Origin of the sequence: Rhizobium sp. B230/85, from assembly GCF_019355735.1 — a bacterium.
Classification (GTDB): Bacteria; Pseudomonadota; Alphaproteobacteria; order Rhizobiales; family Rhizobiaceae; genus Rhizobium; species Rhizobium rhododendri.
Window position 1 is genome coordinate 1,718,435 of sequence record NZ_CP072156.1, and the last position, 14,152, is coordinate 1,732,586.

Annotated in this window: 14 protein-coding genes; 7 read left to right on the forward strand and 7 right to left on the reverse strand. The window is 61.4% G+C overall.

Annotated features, from left to right (window positions below; all coding sequences use genetic code 11):
* Window positions 1–2: 2 nt before the first annotated feature.
* Together alr and J5289_RS08285 are read right to left on the reverse strand one after the other, a co-directional pair.
* Window positions 3–1,172, reverse strand: a complete 1,170-nt coding sequence (gene alr / locus J5289_RS08280; RefSeq protein ID WP_209183327.1) for an alanine racemase — start codon at window positions 1,170–1,172, stop codon at window positions 3–5.
* A gap of 105 nt (window positions 1,173–1,277) precedes the next feature.
* Window positions 1,278–2,774, reverse strand: a complete 1,497-nt coding sequence (locus J5289_RS08285; protein WP_111220789.1) for a replicative DNA helicase — start codon at window positions 2,772–2,774, stop codon at window positions 1,278–1,280.
* Window positions 2,775–3,092: 318 nt separating this feature from the next.
* On the opposite strand from J5289_RS08285, the gene J5289_RS08290 reads away from it, so the two are divergent.
* The 3 genes from J5289_RS08290 (at window position 3,093) to J5289_RS08300 (ending at window position 6,269) form a co-directional block, all read left to right on the forward strand.
* Window positions 3,093–3,545, forward strand: coding sequence for a MarR family winged helix-turn-helix transcriptional regulator (locus J5289_RS08290; protein ID WP_111220444.1), 453 nt, complete (start codon window positions 3,093–3,095; stop codon window positions 3,543–3,545).
* A 68-nt stretch (window positions 3,546–3,613) separates the two neighbouring features.
* On the forward strand, window positions 3,614–5,203 hold the full coding sequence (locus J5289_RS08295; RefSeq protein WP_209184088.1) for an MFS transporter: 1,590 nt from the start codon (window positions 3,614–3,616) through the stop codon (window positions 5,201–5,203).
* 13 nt (window positions 5,204–5,216) lie between these two features.
* Window positions 5,217–6,269: an HlyD family secretion protein gene (locus J5289_RS08300; protein ID WP_209183328.1), complete on the forward strand. Its 1,053-nt coding sequence runs from the start codon at window positions 5,217–5,219 to the stop codon at window positions 6,267–6,269.
* Between the two features lie 76 nt (window positions 6,270–6,345).
* On the opposite strand, the gene rplI is transcribed toward J5289_RS08300, so the two are convergent.
* The 5 genes from rplI to J5289_RS08325 all read right to left on the reverse strand — a co-directional run bounded on the left by rplI (window position 6,346) and on the right by J5289_RS08325 (window position 10,264).
* The gene (gene rplI / locus J5289_RS08305) at window positions 6,346–6,921 is read right to left on the reverse strand and encodes a 50S ribosomal protein L9 (RefSeq protein WP_142829700.1); all 576 of its coding nucleotides are present in this window, start codon (window positions 6,919–6,921) and stop codon (window positions 6,346–6,348) included.
* An 18-nt stretch (window positions 6,922–6,939) separates the two neighbouring features.
* Complete coding sequence (locus J5289_RS08310; protein ID WP_374108283.1) at window positions 6,940–7,896, reverse strand: DUF2232 domain-containing protein; 957 nt, start codon at window positions 7,894–7,896, stop codon at window positions 6,940–6,942.
* A 187-nt stretch (window positions 7,897–8,083) separates the two neighbouring features.
* Window positions 8,084–8,335 carry a 30S ribosomal protein S18 gene (gene rpsR / locus J5289_RS08315; protein ID WP_111220447.1) on the reverse strand — a complete coding sequence of 84 codons (252 nt, stop codon included), beginning with the start codon at window positions 8,333–8,335 and terminating at the stop codon, window positions 8,084–8,086.
* 12 nt (window positions 8,336–8,347) lie between these two features.
* Window positions 8,348–8,797, reverse strand: a complete 450-nt coding sequence (gene rpsF, locus J5289_RS08320) for a 30S ribosomal protein S6 (RefSeq protein WP_111158624.1) — start codon at window positions 8,795–8,797, stop codon at window positions 8,348–8,350.
* A 423-nt stretch (window positions 8,798–9,220) separates the two neighbouring features.
* Window positions 9,221–10,264: an aldo/keto reductase gene (locus J5289_RS08325; RefSeq protein WP_209183330.1), complete on the reverse strand. Its 1,044-nt coding sequence runs from the start codon at window positions 10,262–10,264 to the stop codon at window positions 9,221–9,223.
* A 185-nt stretch (window positions 10,265–10,449) separates the two neighbouring features.
* Between J5289_RS08325 and fabD the strand changes: the two genes are divergently transcribed.
* From fabD to fabF, 4 genes are all read left to right on the forward strand, one after another.
* The gene (fabD, locus tag J5289_RS08330; protein ID WP_209183331.1) at window positions 10,450–11,394 is read left to right on the forward strand and encodes an ACP S-malonyltransferase; all 945 of its coding nucleotides are present in this window, start codon (window positions 10,450–10,452) and stop codon (window positions 11,392–11,394) included.
* 47 nt (window positions 11,395–11,441) lie between these two features.
* Window positions 11,442–12,179, forward strand: a complete 738-nt coding sequence (gene fabG, locus J5289_RS08335) for a 3-oxoacyl-[acyl-carrier-protein] reductase (RefSeq protein ID WP_209183332.1) — start codon at window positions 11,442–11,444, stop codon at window positions 12,177–12,179.
* Between the two features lie 290 nt (window positions 12,180–12,469).
* Window positions 12,470–12,706, forward strand: coding sequence for an acyl carrier protein (locus tag J5289_RS08340; protein ID WP_027675866.1), 237 nt, complete (start codon window positions 12,470–12,472; stop codon window positions 12,704–12,706).
* Window positions 12,707–12,817: 111 nt separating this feature from the next.
* On the forward strand, window positions 12,818–14,080 hold the full coding sequence (gene fabF, locus J5289_RS08345) for a beta-ketoacyl-ACP synthase II (protein ID WP_209183333.1): 1,263 nt from the start codon (window positions 12,818–12,820) through the stop codon (window positions 14,078–14,080).
* The last annotated feature ends 72 nt before the right edge of the window (window positions 14,081–14,152 follow it).

Here is a 14,152-nt window from a genome sequence, read left to right on the forward strand (position 1 = left end):
CCTCATGGCTCCTCGACCAGATACCGCCGCTGGTGGCGGAGGCCCATGCTGGTGAGCATTTCGTAGCCGATGGTGCCGGCGGCGCGGGCAGCATCGTCGACGCGGATATTGCTGCCGAAAAGTTCCACGTAGTCGCCGGCCCGAACGAGCCCGTCCGGCAGGTCGGTGATATCGAAGATCGTCAGGTCCATGGTGATGCGGCCGGCGACGGGCACGCGATAGCCGGCGATGAAGCCGTGGCCGGCGGCGATCCCTGTCTGGCGCAACGGCACGCCGCCGCTCGACTGGCTGCGCATGTACCCGTCCGCATAGCCGGCGCATACGACCGCCAATGTGCTGTCGCGGGTCAGCTGCATGGCGCGGCCATAGCTGACGGCTTCGCCGGCTTTCACTTGCCGCACCTGCAGGACTCGGGCTTCGGCGGTGGCGACCGGGCGCATGGGGTTGGCCACACCGGGCACAGCCTCGCCGCCATAGAGTGCGATACCGGGGCGGGTCACGTCGAAATGGTATTCCGGGCCGAGAAAAATGCCGGCCGATGCGGACAGGCTCGATTCGATGCCTTCGAAGGCGCGGCTGACTTGCCGGAATGAATCGAGCTGCTGCCGGTTCATCGGCGAGGCCGGATCGTCGCCGCAGGCAAGGTGGCTGACCACCAGTACTGGCGAAAAGCTGGCGGGACGGGACACGTCGTCGGCGAGCGCCATTGCCTCCGGAACTGTCAGGCCCAGCCGGTTGAAGCCGGTATCGACCTGCAACGCGCAAGGATATTCGCCATAGTCGGCCACAACGGCCATCCAGAAAGCCAATTGCTCCTCGGACGATATGATTGGAACCAGATCGTTTTCGAAAAACAGCCGCTGCATGCCAGGCCAGATCCCCGCAAGCACGAAGATGCGGGCATCGGGCGCATAGAGTCGCAGCGTGACGCCTTCCTCGACGGTGGCGACGAAAAAGTCGCGGGCTCCGGCGATGTAAAGGGTTTCGCCGACCTCCTCAATACCGAGGCCATAGGCATCTGCCTTGACGACAGCGGCGGTACGGGCGCGGCCGGATCGCCGGGCCATGTCCTGCCAGTTGGCGACCAATGCCCCCAGATCGACCGTCAGCCGCAGGCCGGCGGCGTCAAAGGCATCGAGTTCATCGTCGAAGTCTTCGGAAAGGTCGGTCATGAAACCTCAATGGAATTGGCAGGAGAGAACTGAGCCCAATCATGATAGAGCCGATTCAGGTTGAAATGAAGACGGCCCCGGCTGCCAATCCCGCGTAGCCTGGCATTAATGCTCCTCGTACGGCGTGAACGACGAATCCGCGAGATCTGCGAAGCGCGTGAACTCGGCCTGGAAGGCGAGCTTTACGGTGCCGGTCGGTCCATGGCGCTGCTTCGAGATGATAACGTCGGCGGTGCCCTTGACCTTCTCGAACAGCTGTTCCCACTCGTTATACTTCGGGTCGGCCGGATCGCGGGGCTCCTGGTTCTTGACGTAATATTCCTCGCGATACACGAACAGCACGACGTCAGCGTCCTGCTCGATCGAGCCCGATTCACGCAAGTCCGAAAGCTGCGGCCGCTTGTCGTCGCGATTTTCCACCTGACGCGACAGCTGCGACAGGGCAATGATCGGCACATTCAGTTCCTTGCCCAGCGCCTTCAGGCCGGTGGTGATCTGGGTCACTTCCTGCACACGGTTCTCACCCGATTTGCCCGAACCGGTCATCAGCTGGATATAGTCGATGACGAGCACGTCGAGGCCCCGCTGGCGCTTCAGGCGGCGGGCGCGGGCGGCGAGCTGGGCGATCGAGATACCACCGGTCTGGTCGATGAAAAGAGGCACCTTCTGCATCATCATCGAGCAGGCGACGAGCTTTTCGAAATCGGCGTCGTTGATGTCGCCTCGGCGGATCTTCGACGAGGAGACTTCCGTCTGCTCGGAGATGATACGCGTCGCCAGCTGTTCCGACGACATTTCCAGCGAGTAGAAGCCGACGACGCCGCCGTTCTTCGCCTTGGTCGAGCCGTCTGCCTGCACTTCGCCCTCGTAGGCGGCGGCGATGTTATAGGCGATGTTGGTGGCGAGGGACGTCTTGCCCATGCCGGGGCGTCCGGCCAGCACGATCAAGTCCGAGCGCTGCAGTCCGCCCATCTTGCTGTCGAGCGAATGGATACCGGTAGAGATGCCCGAAAGCCCGCCATCGCGCTCCTTGGCGACGGCAGCCATGTCGATTGCCATGGCGACAGCATCGTTGAAGGCCTGGAAACCGCCGTCGTAGCGACCGTTTTCAGCGAGTTCGAACAGCCGGCGCTCGGTATCCTCGATCTGGCTTTGCGGCGGCATGTCCAGCGGTGCGTCATAGGCGATGTTGACCACGTCCTCGCCGATTGTGATCAGCGCCCGACGCAGGGCGAGGTCGTAGATGGCTCGACCGTAGTCTTCGGCATTGATGATCGACACGGCCTCGGCGGCAAGGCGCGCCAGATACTGCGCCACCGTCATGTCGCCGACTTTCTCGTCGGCCTTCAGGAAGGTCTTGATGGTCACCGGGTTGGCGATCTTGCCCATGCGGATGATGTCGCCGGCAACCTCGAAAATCCTTCGATGAAGCGGCTCGTAGAGATGCACGGGCTTCAGGAAGTCCGAAACGCGGTAATAGGCGTCGTTGTTGACGAGAATTGCGCCCAGCAGCGCCTGCTCCGCCTCGATGTTGTTCGGGGCTTCACGGTAATGCTGTTCGGCGGGAGCAAGTGCTGCGCTCTTGCGACCTGCGTCGTTCATCACATCCATCTCGATCTCCTACCTTCACTTCGCGGTGGTGTTCGACCCTGGGGCCTTGGGCGTCAAGGCCGTTCGGCCGATAATGCACCCGGCATGGGTGATTCGTCCGCCCTATGCCCGTTGTCCACAGGGCCACAAAAAAGCGTGCAATCTTTGCATTTGCCGCTTGCTCCGCATGGAGTGCCCGACTCGCCCGTGCCGGAAGGCAAATTAGACTGTTTGACTGTTGTCTGTCTTTGAGCGCGAGACAGCCGTCGCTTGAAAAGATGATAGAAGCCGGTAATCTGACAGCCTTCAGAGCAAGATAAAGCGTGAAACATGCCCGACAAAGCGACGAGCCGTGAATTCTTCGATGAGCTTTCGGCTTTCAACAGAAAGTTGCGGGCGGGCTTCGATGCTCTTGTTCGCAAGCGCGGCATGACGCTTGCCCGCGCCCGCGTGTTTTTTGCGCTGGCCAAGAAGGACGGTATCAACCAGCGTGAATTGGCCGAGCTTCTGGAGCTCGAAACGCCGACGCTGGTGCGCATTCTCGACGCGATGGAAGGCCAGAAGTTTATCGAGCGTCGCGCCGTCGAGACCGACCGCCGCGCCAAGCAGATCCATACCACCGAGGCCGGAAAGGTCATCGCCATCGAGATCGACGCGCTGGCAGCGCGGGTCCGCGCCGATATCCTCGAAGGCATATCCGACGCAGATCGGGCGACCGCGCTCAAGGTGATCCGCACTATGGCGGCAAATCTGCCGAACATCGGCAAAGACGAGGTAGCTTGAGCGCCGTTGCCGCCACCGACGGAGAGGCTGCAGGTGGCGCTGCCGGCACCCCGGCACCGGCGCCTGCAATGGCTGATCCACCGGCGATGCCGGGATGGAAGGCACTCGGCTACATGCTGTCCTCGGTGATGTTCTTTCTGACGCAGGGGCTGGGGATGAACCTCGCGCTTGCAAACCTTACCCAGATCCAGGGCACCATTGCCGCGACGACAACGGAATCCGCCTGGCTGTCGGCTGCCTACATGGCGCCGAATGTCAGCCTGGCGATCTTTCTGGTCAAGATCCGCATGCAGTACGGCGTGCGCAATTTCGCCGAGATCAGCATCATCGGCTTCGTCGTCGCCTCGCTGCTCAATCTGTTCGTCTCTGATCTCCAATCGGCAGTCATCGTTCGTTTTCTCAGCGGCATTGCCGCAGCGCCATTGTCGACGCTCGGCTTCCTCTACATGCTCGAGGCATTCCCACCGGCCAAGAAACTGACCGTCGGGCTCAGCCTGGCGATGATGAATACGACGCTAGCAGCACCGATCACGCGGCTGGTGTCGCCGACACTCCTCGATTTCGGTGAGTGGCGGGGTCTCTACACGCTGGAAATGGGCCTCGCCCTTTTGGTGATGCCGATCATCTATCTCCTGCCGCTGACTGCCCCGCCGCGGGTCAAGATCATCAACTTCGGCGATATCGTCGTCTATCTCCTGGTCGCCATCGGTTTTGGCTGTCTCGCCGTCGTTCTGTCCGTCGGCCGGCTCTACTGGTGGCTGGAAGTGCCATGGCTCGGCGTTGTCCTCGCCGTCAGCATCGCGACGCTGACGGTGGCGGTGGTGATCGATCTCGACCGAACGACGCCGCTCATCGATATCCGCTGGCTTCTGACGTGGCCGAACGTGCGCCTGACCATCGTGCTGCTCGTCTTCCGCATGATCGCGGCGGAGCAGAATTCTATCCTGCTGATCTACTACCAGAATATCGGCCTGCTCTACGATCAGCTGCAGATGCTCTACACCATCATCCTGGTGTTCTCGCTCGTCGGGGGGCTGACCTGCGCAGCCCTGATGAATGTCGGCTACACTTGGCAGATCCAGATGATCGCGCTGCCGATGATGATAGCAGCCGCCTTCATGGATAGCCAGGTGACAAGCCTGACGCGTCCCGAGCAGATGTATCTCAGCCAGGCGCTGATGTCGGCCGGAATCACGCTGTTCCTGCCGCCGGCACTGTCGCCCGGTTTCCGCGCCGCGCTTTCGAAGGGACCGTTTTACCTGGTGACCTTCTTTGTGATTTTCCTGTTTACTCAGAGCATCGGCTCGCTGATGGGGACGGCCTTCTATGGCACCCTCATCACCATCCGTGAAAAATTCCACTCCAGCGTCCTGGTCGAGCACGTCCTGCTCACCGATCCGATCGTTGCCCAGCGGGCAGCGCAGCTTTCAGCCTCCTATGGCAAGGTGATTACCGATTCGCGCCTGCTGAACGGCGAGGGGCTTACGCTGCTTGGCGCCCAGGTCACGCGCGAGGCCTACAGCCTTGCCTTCGGCGACGCCTTCTTCGTGGCCGGGGTGATCGCAGCCTTGGCATTTGTCGTATTGATTGCAAACCGGCTGATCGCCGTCATCCGCACCAAACCGGCCGATGCGCCGGCCACCGCATCCGCGACCTGAGGAACGCTGCACCATGTCCAGGCTTGTCCGATCTCCCATCGAAGTGGTTGCCGTCCTCGCCGGCATCGGCGGCATCATGCTGGTGCTCTATGCCTGGCATCTGCCACCCTTCAGGACATCTGTGGAGACGACAGACGACGCTTACGTCAAGGGCTACGTCACGGTCATCAGCCCGCAAGTCAGCGGCTACGTCACGGACGTTCGCGTCAAGGACTACGAGAGCGTCAAGCAGGGCGAGGTACTGGCCAGGGTCGACGACCGCATCTACCAGCAGAAACTCGCCCAGGCGCGTGCCAACCGCGACGGCCAGAAGGCGGGCCTTGCCAATTCCCGCCAGCAGGAGCTGGTAGCTCGCGCCGAGATCGCCTCGAGCCAGGCGGCTGTCGATAGCGTGCAGGCGGGGCTGACGCGGGCGCAATTGGCCTGGGAACGCATCGAGACGCTCGTCCAGAAGGGCGTATCGACCACCAGCGATGCCGAGACCGCGCAAGCGACGCTCGAGCAGGCAAAGGCTGCCGTCAACCAGGCGCTGGCAGCCGTCGAGGTCTCGCGGCAGAACCTGACGACGATCATCGTCAACCGCGCCTCGCTCGAGGCAGGCATTGCCGGCGCCGAGGCGGCGATGCAGCAGGCGTCCATCGACCTGCAGAATGCCACCATCATTGCCCCGAGGTCGGGCAGGCTCGGTGAAATTGGCGTCCGGTTGGGCCAATACGTCACGGCCGGCACGCAATTGCTGGCGCTCGTGCCCGAAGACACCTGGGTGATCGCCAATTTCAAGGAAACGCAGCTCGACGGCATGCAGGTCGGCCAACCCGTGGCGATCTCCGTCGACGCCTTCGGTCACCGCCGGCTGAAGGGCCACATCCAGAGTTTCTCGCCTGCTGCCGGTTCCGAGTTCGCCGTGATCAAGCCCGACAACGCCACGGGCAATTTCACCAAGGTAGCCCAGCGCGTAGGCGTCCGCGTGACGATTGACCCCGGCCAGCCGGAAGCCGCCAATCTAGCCCCCGGCCTCTCCGTCGTCGTCTCCATAGACAAGGCTTCGAAGCCGGAGGCGAATTAGGCCTGAGGCCACAAAACGCAAAAAGCCCGGATCGTGAGATCCGGGCTCAAACGCCGCCGTGAAGCGAAAGTTGTGACTATTCGTCGTCGCGGTTGCCGTCGGCATCCGGATCGAAGAAGTCTTCCGGACGCAGTGCGTCTTCGTCGATGCCGTAGATGGCGTCGGCCGAAGTCAGGGTTTCGCCCTGCTTCTGGCGTTCGGCTTCTTCGGCGGAACGGGCAACGTTCAGTTCGATTGCGATTTCGACTTCGCCGTGCAGGGCCAGCGTAACGCTGTGCAGGCCGATGGTCTTGATCGGGGTGTTCAGCTCAACCTGGCTGCGGCCGATGTTGAAGCCTTCTGCAGCGAGGATGTCGACGACGTCGCGAGCAGCGACCGAGCCGTACAGCTGGCCGGTTTCGCCAGCCGAGCGGACAACGTTGAAGGACTTGCCTTCGAGAACGTCGGCAACCTTCTGGGCTTCGCTCTTGCGCTCCAGGTTACGGGCTTCGAGCGTTGCGCGTTCAGCTTCGAAACGGGTCTTGTTGGCGGCGTTGGCGCGAAGAGCCTTGCCGAGTGGCAGCAGGTAATTACGGGCAAAGCCGTCGCGGACTTTTACGGTCTCGCCCATCTGGCCGAGCTTGGGAACGCGTTCGAGAAGAATGACTTGCATCGTGGTATCCTTTCAATGTCAGGTTTTTGGATCGGGTTTGTTCGAGGCATTCGCATCCTTGTTCGGGGTCAGTGCGATCGCCTTGCGGGTATCGGACAGGCCGAGAACGAGGATGAAGAAGATTGGCAGCACCATGGTGGCCGCCAGGTAACAGAGGATAAGGACCGGCAGCTGCCAGTCCTTGCCGCGTGTCTTGAAGTGGAGCGTCGAGAAGCCGGCGAGCACGAAGCCGGCGCCGAAGGCTCCGAACACGGTTGCGCCGACCATGGCAGGAATTCCGCCGGCAAAGCAGGCAACGAGGCCGGCCAGAAAGATGAAGATCGCATTGCGGTTCATCCTGAGCGCCGAAGGCACATCCTCCCGCGGCCGGAAATTGCGGCCCGAGGCGGTGACGATCCGGGTTGCAATGTAGTAGGCGGCAAACAGCATGATGACCCAGATTGCCGCCTGCAGGGCGGGCAGCATCAGGACGATCAGCGATTTTGTCTGGGCGGTGGCATCCGGGTCCGGCTGGAAAGACGGCTCCTGTGCCGAAAGCGCCGTCATCAGCGCATCCACCATCTTGTCGGTGAGCTCAGGTCCGTAGCCGATCATCACGCCGACGGCGATGACGCCGATGGTGACGAGCCCGCAGAGCTGCACCAGCATGTCGGAGAGAGGATACCAGGCCAACAGGTGGTCCGGTCCGCCGAGTTCGTTGGCGGGGCGGGCAAGATTTGCCAGATGGCTGATCCAGCCGGCCGGCACCAGCGTCACCAGCGCCATGACGAAAGCAAACGATGGCGATATGGCGACCGCGCCGAGCACGAAGGCGGTAAGGATCGAGACGATGGCGGCAATATTGCCCCAGCCGAGGCCGGCAATCAGAATTGGGAGGGCAGACGCAGCGTAAAGGACAGCACTGAATGACGGCTGCGCATTCGCGGCCAGCACAAGCAGGGTCGCGGTAATGCCGGCGAGCACGCCGGTCAGCATCAATCGTGAGTTCAAGGTCTTCAAGTCGCTGTCCTGCTTGTTCAAGCAGTTAGAGGTTCGTAACTGAATAAAATCTCAGCAGCGCAGCCCCAACATGGGTTTCAAACGGTTTCGATCCACGCCCACCGTGGAAGGAAGAAGGGAAGGCATCGCTGCCTTCCCTCATGTCTCGATCAGTCAGCCGCGATTAAGCGACGACGTAAGGCAGCAGGCCGAGGAAACGGGCGCGCTTGATGGCCTGGGCCAGTTCGCGCTGCTTCTTCTGGGAAACGGCCGTGATACGCGAAGGAACGATCTTGCCGCGCTCGGAAATGTAGCGCTGCAGAAGGCGAACGTCCTTGTAGTCGATCCGCGGTGCGTTGGCACCGGAGAACGGGCAGGTCTTGCGACGACGATGGAACGGACGACGGACCTGCGACGAGGAGGAAGCTTCAGACATATTCAGATCTCCTTAAACGCGGTCTTCGCGCGGACGGCGCGGACGGTCTTCGCGATCACCACGATCCGGGCGCGGGCCACGGTCGCCGAAGCCACCACGATCCGGACGGTCGCCATCACGACGCGGACGATCGTCACGGTCGCGCTTCTGCATCATGGCAGACGGGCCTTCCTCGTGCTTTTCGACGGCAATCGTCATGTAGCGCAGGACGTCTTCCGAGATGCGCATCTGGCGTTCCATTTCCTGCACGGCGGCAGGAGGAGCGTCGATGTCCATCAGGGCGTAGTGAGCCTTGCGGTTCTTGTTGATGCGATAAGTCAGGGACTTGAGGCCCCAGTTCTCGATACGCCCGACTTTGCCACCGTTAGCTTCGATGACACCCTTGTACTGTTCTACGAGGGCATCAACCTGCTGCGCGGAAACGTCCTGTCGGGCAAGGAATACATGTTCGTAAAGAGCCATGATGAGCTTTGCCTTTCTTGCGTTTGTGAAACCCGGTATCGGCGGCTAAGCCTCAACGACTGCTCCTGTAAGGGCGAACCCAAGCAAGAAAGCGTTAATCCGAGACGGTCGAGAGCGGAGACACGGGAGGCTGGAACGCTTCCGTTCCGAACGATTTCCATTTGGAAACCGGCCCTCCGTTCAGCCACCAGCCAGATGACCGGGTTTGCGAACAGGGCGGCTTATACGGGATTCTGGCGGAAAGGCAAGGGAGAGGTGAAGGAATATGAGGAAGTGGCTGTGTCTCCTTCTCCCCGCCGGGGAGAAGGTGGCCCCGAAGGGGTCGGATGAGGGGGCGCTCCTCACGCGGTACACGGTATGCCGCGCGTCCCCCTCATCTGCCCTGGCGGGCATCTTCTCCCCCGGTGGGGAGAAGAGAAATCTTCAGATCGGCATCGGGTATTGGCGATGAACCTTGGCTATCTCGGCCAACACCCCGGGCGACAGCGTCAGGTCTGCGGCGCTGATATTAATCTTCAGCTGCTCCATCGTGGTCGCCCCGATGATGGCTGCTGCCATGAACGGGCGGGTAAGGCAGAAGGCGATGGCCATCGCCGACGGATCGAGGCCGTGCTTGCTGGCGATTTCGAGATAGGCCTTGACGGCCGGCTCCTGGAGCGGCTGCAGGCGGCCGCCGAGATCGCCATTGATGGCCGCGCGGGAGCCCTCTGGCTTGGCCCCGCCGACATATTTGCCGGTGAGGAGCCCGGCTGCGAGCGGCGAGTAGGCCAGCAGCCCGACATCTTCGTGATGCGACAGTTCGGCAAGGTCGAGATCGAAATGGCGATAAAGGAGGCTGTATTCGTTCTGGATACTGGCGACGCGCGGCAGGCCCTTCTGTTCGGCCAGCGTCAAATATTTCTGCGTACCCCAGCTTGTCTCGTTGGAAAGGCCGATTGCGCGGATCTTGCCTTCCTTGACGCATTCGCCAAGCGTCTGGAGGATGTCCTCGATGTTGGTAATGACAGCGGCGCGGTCCTGGGTGAAGGGATTGTAGTTCCAGCTCTGGCGGAAGTGGAAATGGCCGCGGTTCGGCCAGTGGATCTGGTAGAGGTCTATATAGTCGGTTTTCAGGCGCTTCAGGCTGGCCTCGAGCGCCAGGCGGATATTGGCGGCGTCGGCGCCCTGGCCTCCGCGCAGATAGGAACGTCCGTTTCCGGCAACCTTGGTGGCGAGCACGATATCCGTGCGCTTGCCGGTCTTTTCGAACCAGGTGCCGATATGCTCCTCAGTGCGCCCCTGTGTCTCGGCAGACAGCGGGGTAACGGGGTACATTTCAGCAGTATCGAAGAAGTTGATGCCCTTCTCGACGGCGAAATCCATCTGCTCGTGGGCCTCGGCTTCGCTGTTCTGTGTGCCCCAGGTCATGGTGCCAAGGCAGATTTGCGAAATCGAAATGCCTGTGCGGCCTAAATTCTGATATTTCATGGGAAAACCTTGGATCTGGCGGGGATGCATGTCCGGGAGGACGGCGGGAATTTAGGTCTAATTCTCGCAAGTGCAAGAAAAATTCGTGAGCCTTAGCATCCGCAAAAGCCCGGTGCCGTCAGGCCTGCGCTCTTGACTCCGGGGGCAAGAATGCCGATTGGGAAGCCAAACAAGGACGCCAAACAATGACTGTTGCTTTCACATTCCCGGGTCAGGGAAGCCAAGCCGTCGGCATGGGCAAGGATCTGGCCGAGCAGTTTCCCGAAGCCCGCGCGGTCTTTGCCGAGGTCGATGACGCCCTTGGCGAGGCTCTTTCCGAGACGATATTCAACGGCCCCGAAGACAAGCTGACGCTGACGGCCAATGCCCAACCGGCGTTGATGGCCGTATCGATGGCCGCTTTTCGGGTTCTGCAAGCCCGGGGACTCGATCTCAAGGGTAAGGTCGGCTATGTCGCCGGCCATTCGCTCGGCGAATACTCGGCGCTCTGTGCTGCCGGCACCTTCACGCTCGCCGACACCGCCCGTCTTCTGCGCATCCGCGGCAACGCCATGCAGGCAGCTGTTCCCGTCGGCACCGGCGCGATGGCTGCCATCATCGGGCTCGAGCAGGCGGACGTTGTTGCCGTCTGTGAGGAAGCATCGGCGCTCGGCGCCTGCCAGATCGCCAATGACAATGGTGGCGGCCAGATCGTGATCTCGGGCGAGAAGGCAGCCATCGAGAAGGCGGCGGCACTGGCGACCGAAAAGGGCGCCAAGCGGGCGATCCTGCTGCCTGTCTCCGCACCCTTCCATTCCAGCCTGATGGCACCGGCCGCAGACGCGATGCGCGAAGCGCTCGCCAACGTCAAGATGTCCGATCCTATCGTACCTGTCATCGCCAATGTCCGTGCTGCTCCCGTCACCGATGCCGGCGAGATTGCCGCGCTCTTGGTCGAGCAGGTCACAGGCCAGGTTCGCTGGCGCGAGACGGTTCAGTGGTTTGCCGCAAACGATGTGACGACGCTCTATGAAATCGGTGCCGGCAAGGTGCTGACCGGGCTTGCCAAGCGCATCGACAAGTCTGTGACCGGCATCGCCGTCAATTCGCCCGCTGATATCCAAGCAGCGCTTGCCGGCCTCGTCGGCTGACCGAGTGCGCTACCAAGCACGCAACATCCAGGAATGAGGAAACTCACATGTTTGACCTGACTGGCCGCAAGGCCCTGATTACCGGCGCCACCGGCGGTATCGGCGAGGAAATCGCCCGCACGCTGCACGCCCAGGGTGCCATCGTCGGCCTGCACGGGACTCGTGTCGAAAAGCTCGAGGCACTGGCAGCCGAACTCGGCGATCGCGTCAAGATCTTCCCGGCCAACCTTTCCGACCGCGCCGAAGTCAAGGCGCTCGCCGCCAAGGCCGAGGCAGAACTCGAAGGCGTCGATATTCTCGTCAACAATGCCGGCATTACAAAGGACGGCCTGTTCGTGCGCATGAGCGACGAAGACTGGGATAATGTCATCGAGATCAACCTGACCTCGACATTCCGACTGACTCGCGAACTCACGCATCCGATGATGCGCCGCCGCTACGGCCGCATCATCAACATCACGTCGATCGTCGGTACGACCGGCAATCCGGGCCAGGCGAACTACTGCGCCTCAAAGGCCGGCATGATCGGCATGACAAAGTCGCTGGCCCAGGAAATCGCCACGCGCAACGTCACCGTCAACTGCGTCTCGCCGGGCTTCATCGCCAGCGCCATGACCGACAAGCTGAACGACAAGCAGAAGGACGGCATCATGGGCGCCATCCCGATGAAGCGCATGGGCACCGGTGCCGAGATCGCTGCGGCCGTCGCCTATCTCGCATCCAGCGAAGCTGCCTACGTGACGGGGCAGACGCTGCACGTCAACGGCGGCATGGCCATGATCTGAAATGGAAATTGCGGTTGGGGAGAGAATTTGTCCCCAACAGCTTGTCGGGCGGGCCCGTGGGGTTGATTTTCAGGCTTTGCGACAGAGATAAAGCATGTTAATCGGGCCATGACTGTGAACAGTCGTCCCGAATACGCAGATTCTACATGCCGTTATTGCGCGGTTTTGTGGTATCTCAAGCCGGGTTGAACGGGTTTGCCAACGGTGCTCCGATTGAGTGCTGCAGGTTGAAAACAGGGTAGGGGTGCCAGACGGCATTCTGATCAGGAAATAAGGTCGAGGAAACCGACATGAGCGATATCGCAGAACGCGTTAAGAAAATTGTTGTTGATCATCTTGGCGTCGACGCCGACAAGGTTGTTGAAGGCGCCAGCTTCATCGACGACCTGGGTGCGGACTCGCTCGACACTGTCGAACTGGTCATGGCATTCGAAGAAGAATTCGGCGTTGAAATCCCGGACGATGCTGCCGATTCCATTCTGACGGTTGGTGACGCTGTAAAGTTCATCGAAAAGGCCCAGGCTTAACAGCTTGGCAATATCAAAGGGCGGGCTCATGGTGTCCGCCCTTTTTCGTCCGGTCATGCCGGACTTTCCATATATTATGCATGGCATGCGCGAAGACAGGGGCTGAGGGCGATGAGACGTGTCGTTATCACGGGTACCGGCATGGTATCTCCTTTGGGGTGTGGCACGGAGGTGTCCTGGACACGCTTGCTCGCCGGCCATAACGGCGCCCGTCTGATCACCGAATTCGAAGTTTCCGACCTGCCTGCCAAGATTGCCTGCCGGGTTCCCGTCGGCGATGGTAGCGACGGCACGTTCAATGCCGACGACTGGATGGAGCCTAAGGAACAGCGCAAGGTCGATCCCTTCATCATCTACGGCATGGCCGCCGCCGAAATGGCGCTGAACGATGCCGGCTGGCACCCGAAGACCGACGAGGACCAGATCGCCACCGGCGTGATGATCGGCTCCGGCATCGGTGGTCTTGAGGGTATCGTCGAGGCCGGCTACACGTTGCGTGACAAGGGGCCACGGCGTATCTCACCGTTTTTCATTCCCGGCCGTCTGATCAACCTCGTGTCCGGTCAGGTGTCTATCCGCCACAAGCTGCGCGGCCCCAACCACGCCGTCGTCACAGCCTGTTCCACCGGGGCCCATGCCATCGGCGACGCCGCCCGTTTCATCGCCTTTGGCGATGCCGACGTGATGGTTGCCGGCGGTGCCGAGGCTCCTGTATGCCGCATTGCAATGGCTGGATTTGCCGCCTGCAAGGCGTTGTCGACCCAGCACAACGACGATCCACAGAAGGCTTCGCGCCCTTACGACAACGACCGTGACGGCTTTGTCATGGGCGAGGGTGCCGGCATCGTCGTGCTCGAGGAACTCGAACACGCCAAGGCGCGCGGCGCCAAGATCTATGCGGAAGTGGTCGGCTACGGCCTGTCCGGCGACGCCTACCACATCACCGCACCTTCCGAAAACGGCGAGGGCGCTTTCCGCTGCATGACATCTGCCCTGAAGCGTGCGGGCGTCACGGCAGCCGATGTCGACTACATCAACGCCCACGGCACATCGACCATGGCCGATACGATCGAGCTTGGCGCCGTCGAGCGACTGGTCGGCGCCTCCGCTTCTAAGATCTCGATGTCGTCCACCAAGTCGGCGACCGGACATCTTCTCGGAGCGGCCGGTGCAATCGAGGCGATTTTCTCGGCGCTGGCGATCCGCGACAATATCGTGCCGCCGACGCTGAACCTCGACAATCCGGAGCGGCCGACCGCGATCGATCTGGTACCGCACACCGCGCGCAAGCGCGATGTCAACATTGCGCTGTCGAACTCCTTCGGATTTGGCGGAACCAACGCGTCGCTCGTTCTGCGCCGCTATGAGGCATAGAGGCAGGTAACGGCTGATTTTTCGCGCGCGACGTGTGCGCGGAAGATCCTGAACCTGTTTTTGCCGCATTGC